The following is a 16,664-nucleotide window of genomic DNA, read 5'->3' as shown; positions in this document are numbered from 1 at the left end:
CACAGAGCGGATTTCCTGAAAGTATCATAGCATTTCCGCACGCCTTGAGCAAACGGATTTTCCAGTTGAACCGCACACAAGCTACGTCATGACAGCTTCAATGAAAACGGTTGTATGCTGAGCCAGATCGATTTCAACCACATCCAGAGAATAACGCGTACTTCCGCGCGCCACCCTGATTACAGGTCTGCCGGGCAATCCCCGATGTTGACGCACAATGACTCCAGTCTCTTTGGTGGACAGTCGTACCGCTGTACCATTGGGATACACGGATACACTCTTGTTGAACTCAATCAGAATGTCCCGATCCAGCTTTGTACCAGACAACGCCATCATCTCTTCACAGGCCTCATGTGGCATCAAACTGTCCTTGGATAAACCATTAATGAGATTATCATAGATATTAGCCACACTAACGATTCTCGCAAACAGATGAATGTCACTTCCCTTGATCCCTCTCGGCATGCCTGTACCATCTACATGCTCATGATGTTGCAGGGCTGTATGAGCGACCAACAGACTGAACTCCCGTTTGTTCTTAATCACTTCGAATCCACGCCACGTGTGGTGCAGCGAAGAATTCGCAGCAGAGCCACTGCCCGGAGGTTCCCCCACTTTGCCAATATCATGCAATAATGCCCCCACAGCAAGGTCCTTCAGTTGATTATAATTGAGTCCCATATTCAGTCCGATGACCGAAGACAACAAACATACATTCATCGCATGAACATACTGTGCATTGTCTTTGGTACGAATATCGGTGAGCTGCACAAGCATTTCACGTCCGTTCAGTACATCATTCAGCAACTTCTCTATACTGAGGGCAACTTTTCTCGGACTCCAGTCTTTCCCGGATCGAATGGATTCGAGTGTGACACTCATTTCATTAATTATTGCCCGTTTCGTGGTTTCATCCAGAATGTCTTCTGCATCCACATCTTTATACGCTTCATCCTGGATGTATAACATGGTCACGCCAATACGCTTCAGCGTATTGACCATGTATACGGTGAGCTGGACTCCGGCAGACAGCAGTACCGTGCCGTTACTGGAATATACCGTCTTGCCCAGAAGCTCCCCCGCTTCCACGCTCTCCACGTTTACATACTTCATGAACGTCCCCCGCTCTTACGATAGCTGCTCCAATGCGAGCAATTGCTCCTTGGTTTGCAGACCGCCTACATAACCCACCAGGGTACCGTCTTTACCACTGATACGGTGACAGGGAATAATAATCGGAATCGGATTCTTGCTAATGGCGTCCAGAACTGCACGAACAGCCTTGGGTCTGCCGATGATTTCCGCAACCTGTTGGTGTGATGAGGCCTCTCCATAAGATATATCGGACAGAACTTGCCATACTTGTAGCTGGAATGGTGTTCCAAGCCGATCAAGCTGCAAGTCGAACGTTTTTCTCTCCCCTGCAAAATACTCCTTTAACTGCTTTGAAGCTTCGCTGAGCTTCTCTTCATTCTTCTCATATCGATACTCGCCAATCCAGATGCGGGCCCATTGTTGCAGATGAGCTTCGCGTACGTGAAAGGCGCCAAAATCGATGTGACACAGCCCTTCATCCGTCGCGCATAACGTAAGAGTACCAATCGGTGTCAGTACCTCATCGTAGTATACGGGCTTGCCATGAAGACCTGTAACGGCTGAAGGTTTCCACGCTGCGGCTTCCGGTTTGTCAGGCTGTGCAGACTGCTCACTACCCGGTTCAATCCCAGCTTCCATTTTCAAATCCTGTTGTAACGCAAGTAAGGTATTGTTCTCGTTATTCTGTTCCTCTGGCTGCTTCTCACTCACTTGCCCAGCCTGTGGCTGTTTGGGTAAGGTCTCGGACGAACTCAGTCGCTCCTCGGCCTTCTGCAGCATGCTTAGTACGTTCCCATCTTGTTCGTTAGCGGCAGCTTCCCCAATTGCTCTCATGGCGTCTTCTCCTCCAATTCTGCTTAACGCCCAGGCTGCGGTTCCCCGCAACTCGGGGCGCGGATCACGTTTTAATACTTCTGTAAGTTTGGGTACAGCACTTTTGTCTTTGAAATTACCCAGGGCAATAACGGCGTTGCGTTGAATCGGCTTTTTGCCCCGCCAGGCGGCGGAACTCTGACCGAAACGTTCCTTGAATTCCCGGTTACCGATGTCTAGCAGCGGCAGTAGGAGTGGCTTCACAATCTCCGGATCGGGGTGAAACTCGGGATGGTGATCCCAGTTCTTGCCCCGGTTCTTCGGACAGACAATCTGACACGTGTCACAACCGTACAGACGGTTGCCTATTTTCAGCATAAATTCTTCATCCACGAACCCTTTTGTCTGGGTTACAAAAGAAATACAACGCTGTGCATTCAACTGCCCCGGTCCCACCAATGCTCCTGTAGGACAGGCATCAATACATTTTGTACATTCACCGCAGTCCTCGGTCACAGGTGTGTCTGGTTGAAAAGGAATATTCGTTACCAGTTCTCCGAGAAAAATCCATGAACCAAATTTGGGTGATATAATGGCACAGTTTTTGGCACTAAAACCAATCCCTGCACGCTGGGACACCGCACGATCCACCAATGCTCCGGTGTCTACCATGCTTTCGATCATGGCTTCAGGTACGCGTTCCTTTATAAAATTGACCAACTTGTCCATCGCTGCACGCAGGACCTGATGATAATCCTGACCCCAAGCCGAACGGGCAAAAATGCCTCGATACGCACCAGGCTCCGATTTCGGCGGATTAACCATTTTGGATGGGTATGCCACGGCTATTGCAATAAGTGAAGCGGGCTCGCCATCTTTTAAGGCGGGGTGCACCCTTTTTTCAATATCCGGCTCTTCAAAACCTGAAGCATACCCTTTATCCCGCGACTGCTCCAGCAGCGACTTCAGGGAAACAAAGGGATCAGCCGAAGCAAAACCGATATCATCAATGCCCAGTCCGGGGCCAGCTGCCTTGATCTCCTGTTTTAACTTTTCCCATACGGAGGCATCCTGTGCTGCCCCGGTCTGTACGCTCGTCATTTCTCTTCCCTCTCTTCTTCCGACACTTATTCCTTAAATAGTGAACGCCCGCCTCACGGTAAGAGGACAGGCGTTAATTTCTATATATGCCTTGCATACTTGAATTCAAACGGAACGAACTCTATATGGTTTAACGCAAAATGCAGTCTGAAGTTGTTGTCCTGTAAGCATTTTACAATTTCTTCAGTTCAGAAAACGGCCAGAAAATAAATTCAGCCTTGCCTACAATCTGGTCGGATGTAATACTGCCAAACACTCGGCTATCCTTACTTTTGCCTTCATGACGATTATCCCCCATCACGAAGAAATGATCCGGCTCCAAGGTAATTGGGCCAAAATCTGGGTCCTGCACCTCAATATCGGTGTACGTTTCCGCTTGTTGCTCGCCGTTTACATATAGATGGTGATCCCTAACTTCAATTGTATCTCCCGGAAGTCCAACGATCCGTTTCACCAGAAAATCCTTCTTCTCCACACCTTCGCTTGGATCACGAAGTACGATCACATCTGATCGGGAAGGATTACCCAGATGGTATACGATTTTGTTGACGAAAAGGCGATCTCGCTCAACCAGTGTCGGCTGCATGGACTGTCCCTTGACCATTGACAGATTAAACACAAACAGGTTCAGCAGCATCATAATTACAAAAGCAACAACAATCGTTTTGACCCAGTCCCACAGCTCGACAACCCAGGATTTCCCCGGTTGTTCAGGCTTTGACGGTTCATTATGTTGCTCGGAAGTCACATGTTCCATTGAATGATTATTGGAATTCAAAGGGACACCTCATTTATTAAATAGTTGAATTAAACTTGTAACATGGTGACCATACTCCCATTCAGTTTACTTCATTTGAGGGAGTGAAACAATTGGTTATGAGCACCAATACCTTGGATATCTTGAATATAACCGGGATAGTCAGGGTGATTTAAATAGAATTCAGGCACTCCGAAGCATGTTCAGAAAATGAGGAAACCAGAGGAATATGACGTGAAGAACACTCATATAAATAGAAAGGCACATCCCTCACGTTCTTACACGTTAAAGAGATATGCCTAATATGAAATGAAAATCTTTTTTTTATTTCTTTTTAAACATGCAAACTAAGCTTTGGACAAAATACTAAGAGTCTGGAAAGCGCTCATAATCTGATTGGCACCGTAACCCATTGCTTCATATAGAGGCATGGCTACTTTGTTGTGCTCATCACCCGCCACCCATACTTGGCTGACTTTACGCTGCTGGAACCGCTGTTCCATAGCCTCGACAAGTGTTTTGCCGACTCCACGGCGACGATAGTCTGGATGTACCGCAATACGGTAGATACAACCCTGGTTGTGATCAATCGTACCGATCAAAGCGCCTACGAGGTCTCCCTCTTCTTCCGCAACCATGATCAGGTCAGAATCCCATGACAATTGACGGGCAAACGGGCCCATCGTGTTCTCATAACACTCTTCCGATAGTGCAACCTGGAGAAGCTCCGTCATCTGGCTTGCATCACTCAACTGAAAGGAACGAACGTGCATGTCTTAAATCTCCCTTTTCGTTAGCTTAGATGAGGTTTTTTACAAAAAGGGAATCCCTTTTTACCAAAAACCCAATGTTCATATAATGACAAAAAACGAGAAAATACCGCTTCTTCGTCAATTAAACCATACTTTTCTCCATAAAACACGCATTTTCTTTTGAAAGCGCTTAATTGTAACCGTTTACATACGAATATTAAACTTTCCATCCATTTTAACGGCTGGAAACACATAAATAGTTGCATAAAGGGTAAAATATGTTTGTTATCTCTGGCCCATCATTAGATCAACGCCTCGGGGGACTTAATAAACAAAAATGTTGCTTAATTAGCTCGAATGCGGTTTAATATTAGTGGCAAGGGTATTATTACATATGTACCTGTTTTCAAAAAAACCTAAAATCTCAGGAGGTATTTCATTATGACTTTTCAATTACCAGCACTTCCTTACGCTAACGACGCACTGGAACCACATATCGATGCAAAAACGATGGAAATCCACCACGATCGCCATCACAATACTTATGTAACTAACTTGAACGCAGCTCTGGAAAGCGCTCCTGAACTGCAAGAAAAAAGCTTGGAAGATCTGATTGCTAACCTTGACAGCGTACCAGAAGGCATCCGCACAGCGGTTCGCAACAATGGTGGTGGACATGCTAACCACAGCTTGTTCTGGGAAATCATCGGACCTAACGGCGGCGGCGCTCCTACAGGCGATATCGCAGCAGCTATCGATAGCGAACTGGGTGGCTTTGATAAATTCAAAGAAGATTTCGCTAAAGCAGCTACAACTCGTTTCGGTTCCGGCTGGGCTTGGCTCGTAGTTGGTAAAGATGGCAAATTGTCCATCACTAGCACACCTAACCAAGACAGCCCTCTCTTCGAAGGTCTGACTCCGGTTCTGGGTCTGGATGTATGGGAGCACGCTTACTACCTGAACTACCAAAACAAACGTCCTGACTACATCGCCGCTTTCTGGAATGTAATCAACTGGGATGAAGTGAACAAACGTTACGCTTCTGCAAAATAAGACTGTTACATTCAACTGTTAACATAAAAGAGAGCCTGATTCGGTCATCATGACCGTGATCAGGCTCTCTTTTTGCTATCACTATAGTTATAGTTAATGGGTGTTTTGTTTCTAACGAACCCAGGACACGTTATTGCTCCATATTTCATCGTATCGCGAACCTAACGAATCTCAGAGTAGCTATTTCCCCAAATATGGGCTTTGATACACACTTTTGGGTTGATTTGTCTATGATAACATCACTCAGGTTCGTTAGAATTCATAATTGTGGTATATCCACATGATAAGACCTCTGGAGTTCGTTAGCTACCCCATTTAATCATTCACTTGATCATACGCACCAGCAAAATAACTGCTGATCAGCTTCAGAAATATATTCGGGAATGCCATCTTATCCATATCTTCCGGACCGATCCAGCGGTAGGTCAAGCCATCGCCTTTACCTGTCAGTGTCGGAGTACTCAGTGCTAGGTCACTAACGTCAGATGATGACATCAACATCTCTCCATCGTTAAGCGATGTTGAGATGTTCTGCGAATTAGGCGTGCCTAGCTCCGATGAATGCATTGTGTCTGACTCAGGTGACACAGCTGATGATGAGGCTGCGCCCTCCCTTGCTGCCGCCTGTGCATCGTAGGCGGCTCTGGCTTCCGCTGCGATCAGCGGAAGCTCACTGCTCTGGTCCTGCTCGGTACACTTGTACACCTGCAGGCTCCAGACAATGTGGCTGAACACATGCTCCGCATGGGTAGCCAGCCCTTCCGGGCGGGCAGCGAAGCCTTCCGCCCACAGACTGCCGGCCAGCAATGCCATGGCCGGCTCATCCGCCAGCGGCGCCGCCTTCTTGCTGGCTGCGGCGGGCGCTGCGAGCACATGCGGCAGCTCCCACATGCGGGCCAATAGGCCCGTGTCTGGGCGCTGGCGCACAAGCACTTGGCCGCGATGAGCACCGCGGCCCTCCACAATCGCGACCAGCCGCTGCTCAGGGCGCGGCGGCTTCGCCTTGGTCTTGACCGGCAGTGTAAGCTCTCTTCCGGCGATGCGGCCGGAACATTGCTCCATGACCGGGCAAGTCAGGCAGTGCGGCGCTTTGGGTGTACACACCAGCGCGCCAAGCTCCATCAGCGCCTGATTGAAATCACGCGCCCGCCCTTCCGGAATGAGCTCTCCTGCGAGCTCTTCCATCAACACCCGGGTGCTGCCCTTCATAATGTCCTCATCGATGAGGAAGTATCGGGACAGTACCCGCATGACATTGCCATCTACCGCAGGCTGCGGCTGGTTGAAGGCAATGCTGAGAATGGCCCCGGCAGTATACGGGCCCACCCCTTTTAATGCAAAGACAGCCGGCTTGTCCTGCGGCATCTCGCCTCCGTGCAGCTCCATGACTTGTCTCGCAGCTGCCTGAAGATTACGTGCACGGGAGTAATAACCGAGTCCCTCCCAATTTTTCAAGACATCCTCTTCGGGTGCCTCCGCTAACGCTTGCACGGTCGGGAAATTTCCGATAAAACGATTGAAATACGGAATTACCGTATCTACCCGAGTCTGCTGAAGCATAATCTCCGATACCCATGTAAAATACGGATTGTTGTGGCGACGCCACGGCAAATCCCGTCGGTTGACCATATACCAGTCCAGCAAATTCACGCTGAAATGTTGTTTCTGTTCCTGTAAACCCATATTTCCGTCCTCTCCTATTGCCAAGCTAACTACTTTTCCATCTGTTCCACGATCGCAAAGGCCGCTGCCAATTCCGTCTGATGTGTAATACTCAAATGAATGTCATATTGCTTATCATATGGCAGCCGCAGACGTTCCCAGGCTTGACTGGACAGCGAGGCCACTGGACGTCCTGTCCCATCAGGTAGCACCTCAATGTCAGTGAAGCCCATGACACCACCAATACCGCAGCCAAATGCCTTAGACACCGCTTCTTTCGCTGCAAATCGACCGGATACAAACTCCGTCATCCGCTTCCCTCGACGAACCGCGATCTCCTGCTCTGCTGGCGTTAAAATTCGTTTTATGAAAGCTTCCGCATGGCGACCGGACAATAGCTTCCGCATACGTCCAATCTCCAGCACATCATTACCTATGCCATATATCATCAACGCTTCACCCGCTTAATCTTTTATACTGTAAGAGGTTATTCAAAAAGTCCCATCTTCTCGGTACTGAAAACTGCTCTTTTTGAACCTTCATTGTAAAAGATCTCCATTCAATCACATGATCCGTAACTCTCCGAACACGTATTCTATTGTAGCAGGAGGGGCGATCAGAAGCGAGTACCTATCCGCATTACCATATATGCTAAAATATGAATCAGGAATCGTCTGAAATTCTTAGGAGGTCTGAATAATGCCCATAACTTTTGAATTGCCCACTGACGTAGATGCGATCATTCGCGGAGACTTTTTCCCTGCACAACAACCCGCTCAAGGTGTCATCGTTCTGTCTCACGGATACAAAGGCTTCAAAGACTGGGGCATGTTCCCCTATGCAGCTTCACAGCTAAGCCAGACTCATCATGTGCTGACCTTTAATTTCTCTCACAACGGTATCGGCGAATATCTGGAGCAATTCTCTGAACTTGAAAAGTTCGCAGTGAATACCTACAGCCGGGAGCTTGCCGATCTGGCCCTGGTATTGGAACATGTGGCTACACAACCTGAACTCACAGGACTTCCTGTATACCTGGTTGGCCATAGCCGTGGTGCGGGCGTAAGTCTCGTCTATGCACTGGATCATCCCGAGCAGGTGGCAGGTGTCATCTCCTGGAATGGCGTAACCAATCTGGATCTCTTCACAGCGGAGCAAAAAGAAGAAATGCGTACACATGGCCGCAGCCATGTCGTTAACGGACGAACAGGCCAGCAGATGCCACTGGACGTGGCTATTCTGGAAGACCTGGACAAGCATAGCAAACGTTACGCTATCCTTGACCGCTTGGCTTCTTCAACTTTGCGAGTCGCACTCATTCAGGGAACAGAAGATCCACAGCGTCTGCGGGACGGTTCTGCCGCACTGGTTCAAACCCGCCCTGATATCCCATGGCACCAGGTGCCTGAAGGGAATCACACCTTTAATACGGTACATCCATTTAAAGAAACCACTCCGCAACTGGAGCAAGCCATCACCCAAACCCTGCAACAGATCCAAGACTGGAGTAAGTAACTCATCTTTAATATAGTAATCACCTGGATTTTTGCGGTTTCTTGTTCCACATAACAAAAAGAGTCACTGCGTGAGCAGTGACTCTTTTTGCATTCCCTATATAAAGATCATGCTCATCCACCCGTATTAGATACCAGGAATGGCATTGCGTTTGTGATGTGTGCGCGTATAGAACGCTTCGAGGCGCTCTTGTGCAGCCGGATCAATCTGTTTGCCTTCGAGATAGTCGCTGTTCGCTTCATACGAAATTCCCAGCTCATCTTCGTCCGTCTGACCTTCCCATAGCCCTGCCGATGGTGCTTTGTCCAAAACAGCCTGTGGCACGTTCAGATATGCCGCCAGCTGGCGTACCTGACGTTTGTTCAAAGTGCTCAGTGGTGTGATATCCACAGCGCCATCGCCCCATTTGGTATAGAAGCCTGTAATGGCTTCTGACGCATGATCCGTACCTACAACGAGCAGGTTCTCTTCAAACGAAAGCGCATATTGCATAACCATACGAGTTCTCGCCTTTACATTACCTTTGCCTTGGTGAGTCATATGACGTGGGCTGCCCAAGGATTTGAAACCTTGCTCCACTTCCAGCGCAATCTCGTTCACTGCATCTTCGATATTGGTTTCCACGACATGCTTCAGATCGTATGCTTTGGCTACAGCGTAGCTGTGGTCGATATCGGATTGTTCACCATAAGGTTGGAACACACCAAGCGTTTTGTACTCTTGGTTGTTCTCTTGCGTGAGCTCGTCCGTCGCTCTTTTGCAAAGCGCCGTAGCCACTGCACTGTCAATACCGCCGCTGATCGCAATCAGCAAACCCTTGGCACCCGCATTTTTCACATACGTCTTCAGAAAATCAACACGCTTGCGTACTTCCTCTTCTTCATTAATGCTTGGTTTAACCTTCAATTCAGCGATGATCTGTTGTTGCAAACTCATCGTTCACACACCCCGTTTCTAAATGAATGAAATTTGATGTCCAGCTTGAAAGGTCCGAATGGTTCAATAACCTTATCTATCCAAAATGAAACGCCCCGGCATCGGTGATCCGAAGGGCGGGGCGTTCTATTGGAGCGAATTAACGGCAGTAACGGTCAAATGCACTTTTGAGATCAGCCGCAATATCCTCTGCAGAACGGTCTTCCACTTGATGACGCTCGATAAAGTGAACGAGTTCTCCGTCTTTCATCAGAGCGATGGACGGTGAAGATGGAGGATACGGTGCAAAGAATTCACGTGCTTTTGCAGTTGCTTCTTTGTCCTGACCAGCAAATACAGTGTACAGATGATCCGGTGTAATATCGTGCTGCAGTGCTTGGGACACACCTGGGCGACATTGACCTGCGGCACATCCGCATACAGAGTTAATGACAACCAGCGCTGTTCCTTTTGCATCCGGAAGACTTGCTTCCACTTCTTCAGGAGTACGCAACTCCTGGATTCCTAGACGAGTTAAATCATCCCGCATCGGTTGAACCATATCTTTCATGTATTGATCAAATGACATCGACATTCGGTTTCACTCCTTATAAATGGTTGTTCTATGATCTCGATAAAATTAAAGGCCAATAAACTCTCCAAAACAACGTTACATTCATATCGAACATTATGGATGTAATGATGTGCTATTCCTATTATACATCCATAAGCAATGAAAGCAAGATTCAGAAACCGCCTGCGGAAAGGCTTCTTCCATAATATTATGTCTCAATGTCTGGCAATATATGCTGAATGACTAACGTTCAAATGCCACTTTGAAGGTTGTGCCCTGGCCTTCCTCCGATTCCACAGTAATGGTTCCATTATGTCGTTCCACAATACTCAGGCACATGGACAATCCAAGTCCGGTTCCCTTGGCTTTTGTCGTATAGAAAGGTTCAAACAGCTTTTCCTTCTTCACTCTGGGTAAACCAGGTCCTGTGTCACGTACACACAGTTCCACCTTATCATCCACTATCCGCGTCTCCAGCGTAAGCACACCCTTCTCATTCATGGCTTCCATCCCGTTACGGGCCAGGTTCAACACCACCTGTTTGATTTCCTTAGAATTGAGATGCAGCTTTGGCACATTATGGGCCAACATGAGTTCTATACTCTGACCACGCAGGTTCGCATCCGCCCATAACAACGGACTGAGTTCATGGATGATATCGTGCAGCTGGGATTCTTCTTTCTCGGCAATACGATTCTGAGCCAAAGACAAGAAATCATTAATGATACTATTGGCCCGGTCCAGCTCTTCCAAAACGATCCGGTAATAGTGATCGAGGGAATCAGGACTCTTTTCCTGCATGAGTTGAAGAAAGCCACGTACAACCGCCATTGGATTACGCACCTCATGCGTAATGCTTGCAGCCATCTGCCCCACCAGACTGAGACGATCCACATTATCCAGTTCACTTCGCAACATCTCAAGCTCCGTGATATCCTGGATGATCAGCATGGCTCCTGTAACTTCTCTCGCAGACTCTGTTGAAAAGGCATAAATCGGTACGGTTCGGGATTGAAATACGTGTGCACCGTAACGAACGGTCAACCCACTAATCTCACCATGAACGACGGCTCTGCGAATGCTTTTATCCATCTTGTCCGCCTGACCTTGTTCAACAAATTGACTGGCAGGCTGTCCAATGAGATCAGGCGTGGAGGTACAAGGTAGCTGCTCCCTTGCCGTTTGCTCCATCATCTCATTGACAAACATCACTGTGCCTTGTTTATCTACGGTGGCAATGGAGAGAGGCACTGCGTTCAGAATCTGATGAAGTTTCTCCGTTTCGGCTATGTATCGCTGGTGGACTTCCGAGAGATGTTGCTCCAGCCCGCGATAGTGCTTCATCCGTTCCAGCCATAGCAGACTCAGACTGCCCGCAACAATGGCTCCAGCGGTATATCCAAGTGCTGTAAGTATCATGTAGGTCGCAGAGTATGTGGATTCATTCTGGAGGGATGCGATCCATAACAGACTCGTTACAATCAGTTCCATTGTAATCAGGATGATGAGGATCGCCATTTTGCGTGAAGGTGTATTATGCTTGAATCGTTTGGCAGACAACCATACAATAGGATAGAGAAGAATGCCCGTATGAAGGAGAAATCCGTACAGATCATAGGGATGCGCAAAAAGAAAATAGAAGAGAATATGTAGAATGGACAGCGTTAGGCCTATAGCGGACTTACAATACAAAATAACAAGTATCACAGGTACGATGCTTAATGATATGGGTACGGCCACCGGGCTTGCATAGAGCGCAAACAGCAGACACAATAACATGCTCAGGGCACTTGTCACAGCAAAACTGGTATGAACAGTTCCGGCATGTTCCATTCTAGCAATAGCCCGCTTGGAGAGTACCAGACGGAATAAGGGAATCAGAAATACCGCCGACCCTGCCAGCAGTACTTGTAAAAGCATGTCCTTTAACGCAACCACAATGCCATCTCCTCCTCTGCCTGCACATTCCCTCATGTATTTCTGATTAAAACATAGGCGACAGTATATTACAATATATCCCTTAAGACTGCACAATAGAACTGCTCATAACTCCATTATATTTCAGAAAAAGCCAGGAGTAGACACATTTTTCGTAAAACAGACAAAATCAATGAAAAAAGAGGGTAATAACATATGTATGATGTCATTGTAATTGGTGGTGGATCTGCGGGCCTGATGGCTTGCGTTGCTGCTGCCGAGCATGGAGCCTCCGTGCTTCTGCTGGATAAAGGAGATCAACTGGGTCGTAAACTCGGCATCTCTGGCGGAGGTCGATGCAATGTAACCAATGCCAAGGAAACGGATGAACTCATCCGACATATTCCGGGTAATGGACGCTTTTTATATAGTTCGTTTCAAAATTTGGACAACCAGGGAATCATGCGTTTCTTCGAGAATCTCGGAATTGCCCTGAAAGAAGAAGACAACGGCAGAATGTTCCCTGTAACCGATAAAGCGAAAACAGTTGTGGATGCGCTGGTTGGCAAGATTGTCTCCCTCGGCGTTGAGATTCGCACCAAAGAACCGGTCAAGGAAATTATTCAGAATGGTCAGCAGATACAAGGTGTTAAATTGATATCCGGTAAAACCATTCTTGGGCGCTCTGTCATCATCGCTACCGGCGGCAAGTCCGTACCCCAAACGGGATCTACCGGAGATGGTTATCCTTGGGCTGAGGCTGCGGGTCACACGATAACGGAGTTATATCCGACCGAAGTGCCCATTGTGTCTGGAGAGAGTTGGATTCAGTCTAAAGAACTGCAAGGTTTGTCTTTAAGGGATATCGCTCTATCCGTAGTAGATGCCAAAGGAAAAACAGTCATCTCTCATCGCGGGGATATGATCTTCACGCATTTTGGCGTGTCAGGACCGGTTGCACTGCGCTGCAGCCAATTTATCCGCAAGGTTCAGATGAAGTCTGGAAACCCACAGGTCATTATGAGCATTGATCTGTTCCCGGAACTGTCCTTAGGTGCATTGGAAGCACAGTTGCAACAAGTATTGGAACAAGAGTCCCGCAAAGCTGTCAAAAATATTTTAAAAACATGGGTTCCTGAACGTATGATTCCCTTAATGATGAAACGGGCAGAGATCAGCGATGACCTCACGTTCCACCATTTCCCCAAAGGTATGTTAAGCAACTTGTGTGGGCTAATGAAAGCTTTTACCTTCCGTGCAGACGGAACAAGATCGCTCAAAGAAGCCTTTGTTACTGGGGGAGGAATCCACTTAAAGGAGATATACCCAAAAACAATGGAATCCAAGCTGCTGCCTGGACTATTCTTTTGCGGTGAAGTTTTGGATATTCACGGCTACACCGGAGGGTATAATATCACCGCTGCATTCTCCACAGGATACACGGCTGGCATGCATGCAGCTGAATATAAACACGCTACATCATAATAGGTATTACACACTTTAAGCGCATGATGAATTAGCTCAGATGCCAAAAACCCCGATATCCACTATTGTGGACGATCGGGGTTTTTGGGCATTGTTCCATTTTAGAAAAATTGGCTCGAACTGCTCTTAGCTTGTGATGCTTCTATGCTTTCACACTGCCTGAAAATCCATCAGCCGAATCATCGTATGTCGGGTCATCGCTATAGTTATGTCTGCCTTGCTCAGCCTGGCTTCCCTGGTTTTGGCTCGCATAACCCTCATGCCAGTCTTCATTCACGAGATGAGCCGGAATCGATATATTCTGAAACTGATCCAGTTCTTCCGTTTGCGAGGCAAATACGGCACTTCCTCCATGAGATTGTACAATCTCTACGGCAGACTGAGGATCTTGGCGATCTGTGGGGATGTACAGTTCCAGCGGGCCGGACTGATACGGCTTATATCCCAATTCCTCCAAGGTTGCCCTGGCGGCATTCAACGCTGAATCGTCTGAAAAGTGCACCTGTAGTTCGCTATTATCCATCATCGTCTCTTCCTCCTTGCTACAGCTAATCTCTCATCATCCATAGATGAGATTCTTCTTCTATAGCATGGGCAGAACTAGCGCACGATATGCTCCGAATTAGAAAGGAATTCCTTTAGGGCGTGTCTGAAAACTCCGAAGGAATCAGATTTTGCCGAATTTTCGTTCCAAGCAAGGAAGTTTTCCGCAGGCGTGCCGGGGCACGTCAAGGGAAAGTGACACAGCATGGGGCGAAAAGGCGGTAAAAGATGAACTTCAGCGAGTTTTTGAGACACGGCCTAGGCCCGGGTCAGCCGGACCCATCCGGCAATAGATAAGACGCAGAGTCCGAAGGCCACCGCACCTGCAGCTGTCAGAATACCGACGATCCAGCCGAGCCAGGCCAATCCCAGCGTGAATCCCATAAGAATACCAATCGGGACAAACAACATCCGAACCATCATTGAACCTGCAAGATGCAGCGCCTCCGTGTCATACGTTATAAGCTGAACATAGTCGGACGTGGCAAAAACATCCCAGGAACGATAAAACATCACCGTCAACATGATGATTAATAACGCACACACAATGACATTGACCGGAAAAGGTGGTAATGCAACTGCTGCGATGGATAGTCCGCCAAGCTGCAGATACAATTTCATCGTGGCCGAGTTTCGGAAAAATGCCTTGAATGCAATCTCCGCTGTCCGATTCGCGATGGAACGATTACGTAACAGTTTACGCGGTTTACGGAAGATGATGGACCGTGTTCGTGGGGCTTTCGGCTTGCTCACCGCCCGGCTTAACATTAGAGCTGTAAGCTGCAGCCTGCTCCGCAGATCCTCCCGCACATCCCCTTCAAACGTTCCCTTCATCAATAGCCTCATCTGTCCAACTGTAATTAGAAGAAGCATGATAATTACGATTCCAAAACTGATTTTCCACGTCTGTCCATGCATCCATGATGTCGCATGAATGGTCATGTAACCTATGCCAATGACGAGAGGGATCATCTGAATCCAGCGTCGCCATCCAGTATGTCGAACCTTCGTCATATGTAGTGTTATGGCTTGGAATGAAGCTACCGCACCAAACCAGACAGCCATAAGTGCAATCTGGAGATTCGACATCTCATAGACACGGGACCACAGGGGTGCGGTCAGCGCTGTAATCAGGATCATTTTGCCCAGATGTTGCAGACAGGACCGGTAGAGCCCTTGCCTCATTAGTGTTCGCATCCACAACGGTCTTGATTTCAAAAACAATACATCCGCTTCCTCCACAAATATCAACACACCACCGGTAAGCATAACCACGTCGATCAGCCCAGTCAGTACGGGGAGCGGTAATCCTGTCGCCCATGCAGGCAGCGGTTTGGTCCACAGACTCGTGTACCATCCAATCAGATAGAGCAGACCCGGAACAAGCAGGTATACCCACACTGTCCAATCCACGACGAGTCTGAGATTTTTCATCTGTTCCTTGAAATGCTCTTTGCGTCTTCGTCTGTATAAACGAAGTGGGGTATAACACTGGGAAGTTTCCATTCTCTCTCACCCTCTCTCTATCTAAGACGTCAGTACATCAAAACAGTCAAACAAAGAGGCTTCCGGCAATCCTGCCACTTCACGGATCTCATCCAATGTTCCCGCGGCAGCAGATCTGCCCGAAGCAATCAGAATAAACCGGTCGCAGATTCGTTCAGCGGTATCCAGTACATGCGTAGACATAAGCACACCCGCGCCGCGGCGACGTTCATCATCAAGTAATTTTAGAAAATCCTTGGTTGCACGAGGGTCCAGTCCGATGAACGGCTCGTCCACAATATAAATATCCGGCGAAGACAGAAATCCGATCATCAACATCATTTTCTGCCGCATGCCCTTTGAGAAACTGGCTGGAAGATCATTCCGAACGTGGTCCATACCGAAACGAACCAACAGTTCCTCCGCTCGGGCAACAAAAGCTTCTTCCTCCATTTCATACGCCGCTGCGGCCAGATCAAGATGTTCCCATAGTGTCATATATTCATAAAAAACCGGTTGCTCCGGAATATAAGCATAACGACCATCTCCGCCAATCGTAACTTCATAGTTCGCATGTTCCAGCAGACCAAGAAGCGTTTTGATTGTGGTACTTTTGCCCGCACCATTTGGTCCGATAATACCTACCAGCTCTCCTCGCCCCACATTCATTCGAATATTGCGTATGGTTGATTGTCCTGGCTCGTATCCTGCCTCTGTAATATGTACGTCCAATATGGACTCCTGTATAGTTGTACCTTCATGCTCTATCTTCATATCGAACACTCCTGTTCTGATTCGGGCTTGAACTAAAGACTATTTACACTTGCCACTCCGATGACAGAACAACCTTCCGATCACTGTTATCCCCCAATTTTTTGAATCAATATCACAAATGTTAAAATCGGGGGATAAAGGCGAACGCTTCGCTTCTTCAGGTTCTTTCTGTCCTCTACGTTATCGTGTAAATATATATTTCGGGATGCGTGTTTGATTATTT

The 16,664-nt window shown here is 47.8% G+C and carries 15 protein-coding genes; 3 read left to right on the top strand and 12 right to left on the bottom strand.

The window, feature by feature from the left end; translation table 11 throughout:
- Positions 1-81: 81 nt before the first annotated feature.
- From MKY95_RS03520 to MKY95_RS03505, 4 genes are all read right to left on the bottom strand, one after another.
- On the bottom strand, positions 82-1,113 hold the full coding sequence (locus tag MKY95_RS03520; RefSeq protein WP_017690779.1) for an HD domain-containing phosphohydrolase: 1,032 nt from the start codon (positions 1,111-1,113) through the stop codon (positions 82-84).
- A gap of 15 nt (positions 1,114-1,128) precedes the next feature.
- On the bottom strand, positions 1,129-3,009 hold the full coding sequence (gene queG, locus MKY95_RS03515) for a tRNA epoxyqueuosine(34) reductase QueG (protein ID WP_339196899.1): 1,881 nt from the start codon (positions 3,007-3,009) through the stop codon (positions 1,129-1,131).
- 172 nt (positions 3,010-3,181) lie between these two features.
- Positions 3,182-3,766 carry a signal peptidase I gene (gene lepB / locus MKY95_RS03510; protein WP_339199897.1) on the bottom strand — a complete coding sequence of 195 codons (585 nt, stop codon included), beginning with the start codon at positions 3,764-3,766 and terminating at the stop codon, positions 3,182-3,184.
- A 347-nt stretch (positions 3,767-4,113) separates the two neighbouring features.
- Positions 4,114-4,539, bottom strand: coding sequence for a GNAT family N-acetyltransferase (locus MKY95_RS03505; RefSeq protein ID WP_017690782.1), 426 nt, complete (start codon positions 4,537-4,539; stop codon positions 4,114-4,116).
- A gap of 420 nt (positions 4,540-4,959) precedes the next feature.
- On the opposite strand from MKY95_RS03505, the gene MKY95_RS03500 reads away from it, so the two are divergent.
- Positions 4,960-5,571: a superoxide dismutase gene (locus MKY95_RS03500; protein ID WP_036614138.1), complete on the top strand. Its 612-nt coding sequence runs from the start codon at positions 4,960-4,962 to the stop codon at positions 5,569-5,571.
- A 315-nt stretch (positions 5,572-5,886) separates the two neighbouring features.
- Here the strand turns inward: MKY95_RS03500 and mutY are convergent, their stop codons facing one another.
- The gene (mutY, locus tag MKY95_RS03495; protein WP_339196897.1) at positions 5,887-7,254 is read right to left on the bottom strand and encodes an A/G-specific adenine glycosylase; all 1,368 of its coding nucleotides are present in this window, start codon (positions 7,252-7,254) and stop codon (positions 5,887-5,889) included.
- Positions 7,255-7,283: 29 nt separating this feature from the next.
- A complete protein-coding gene (gene acpS / locus MKY95_RS03490) occupies positions 7,284-7,682 on the bottom strand; it encodes a holo-ACP synthase (protein ID WP_339196894.1) in 399 nt (132 codons plus the stop codon).
- 250 nt (positions 7,683-7,932) lie between these two features.
- On the opposite strand from acpS, the gene MKY95_RS03485 reads away from it, so the two are divergent.
- Complete coding sequence (locus MKY95_RS03485; protein ID WP_339196892.1) at positions 7,933-8,748, top strand: alpha/beta fold hydrolase; 816 nt, start codon at positions 7,933-7,935, stop codon at positions 8,746-8,748.
- A 126-nt stretch (positions 8,749-8,874) separates the two neighbouring features.
- Here MKY95_RS03485 and nadE read toward each other — a convergent pair whose 3' ends face one another.
- From nadE to MKY95_RS03470, 3 genes are all read right to left on the bottom strand, one after another.
- Positions 8,875-9,684, bottom strand: a complete 810-nt coding sequence (gene nadE, locus MKY95_RS03480; protein ID WP_036614145.1) for an ammonia-dependent NAD(+) synthetase — start codon at positions 9,682-9,684, stop codon at positions 8,875-8,877.
- 139 nt (positions 9,685-9,823) lie between these two features.
- The gene (locus MKY95_RS03475) at positions 9,824-10,258 is read right to left on the bottom strand and encodes a BrxA/BrxB family bacilliredoxin (protein ID WP_017690788.1); all 435 of its coding nucleotides are present in this window, start codon (positions 10,256-10,258) and stop codon (positions 9,824-9,826) included.
- 222 nt (positions 10,259-10,480) lie between these two features.
- The gene (locus MKY95_RS03470; RefSeq protein WP_339196889.1) at positions 10,481-12,157 is read right to left on the bottom strand and encodes an ATP-binding protein; all 1,677 of its coding nucleotides are present in this window, start codon (positions 12,155-12,157) and stop codon (positions 10,481-10,483) included.
- Between the two features lie 213 nt (positions 12,158-12,370).
- Between MKY95_RS03470 and MKY95_RS03465 the strand changes: the two genes are divergently transcribed.
- The gene (locus tag MKY95_RS03465) at positions 12,371-13,639 is read left to right on the top strand and encodes an NAD(P)/FAD-dependent oxidoreductase (protein WP_036614148.1); all 1,269 of its coding nucleotides are present in this window, start codon (positions 12,371-12,373) and stop codon (positions 13,637-13,639) included.
- Between the two features lie 142 nt (positions 13,640-13,781).
- On the opposite strand, the gene MKY95_RS03460 is transcribed toward MKY95_RS03465, so the two are convergent.
- The 3 genes from MKY95_RS03460 to MKY95_RS03450 all read right to left on the bottom strand — a co-directional run bounded on the left by MKY95_RS03460 (position 13,782) and on the right by MKY95_RS03450 (position 16,441).
- On the bottom strand, positions 13,782-14,165 hold the full coding sequence (locus MKY95_RS03460; RefSeq protein WP_051447349.1) for a hypothetical protein: 384 nt from the start codon (positions 14,163-14,165) through the stop codon (positions 13,782-13,784).
- A 275-nt stretch (positions 14,166-14,440) separates the two neighbouring features.
- Positions 14,441-15,688, bottom strand: coding sequence for an ABC transporter permease (locus tag MKY95_RS03455; RefSeq protein WP_036668238.1), 1,248 nt, complete (start codon positions 15,686-15,688; stop codon positions 14,441-14,443).
- 21 nt (positions 15,689-15,709) lie between these two features.
- Positions 15,710-16,441: an ABC transporter ATP-binding protein gene (locus MKY95_RS03450; RefSeq protein ID WP_339196886.1), complete on the bottom strand. Its 732-nt coding sequence runs from the start codon at positions 16,439-16,441 to the stop codon at positions 15,710-15,712.
- Positions 16,442-16,664: the final 223 nt, after the last annotated feature.

This window comes from Paenibacillus sp. FSL P4-0176, from assembly GCF_037975265.1.
Taxonomy (GTDB): domain Bacteria; phylum Bacillota; class Bacilli; order Paenibacillales; family Paenibacillaceae; genus Paenibacillus; species Paenibacillus amylolyticus.
This window is presented reverse-complemented; position numbering and strand designations above follow the sequence as displayed.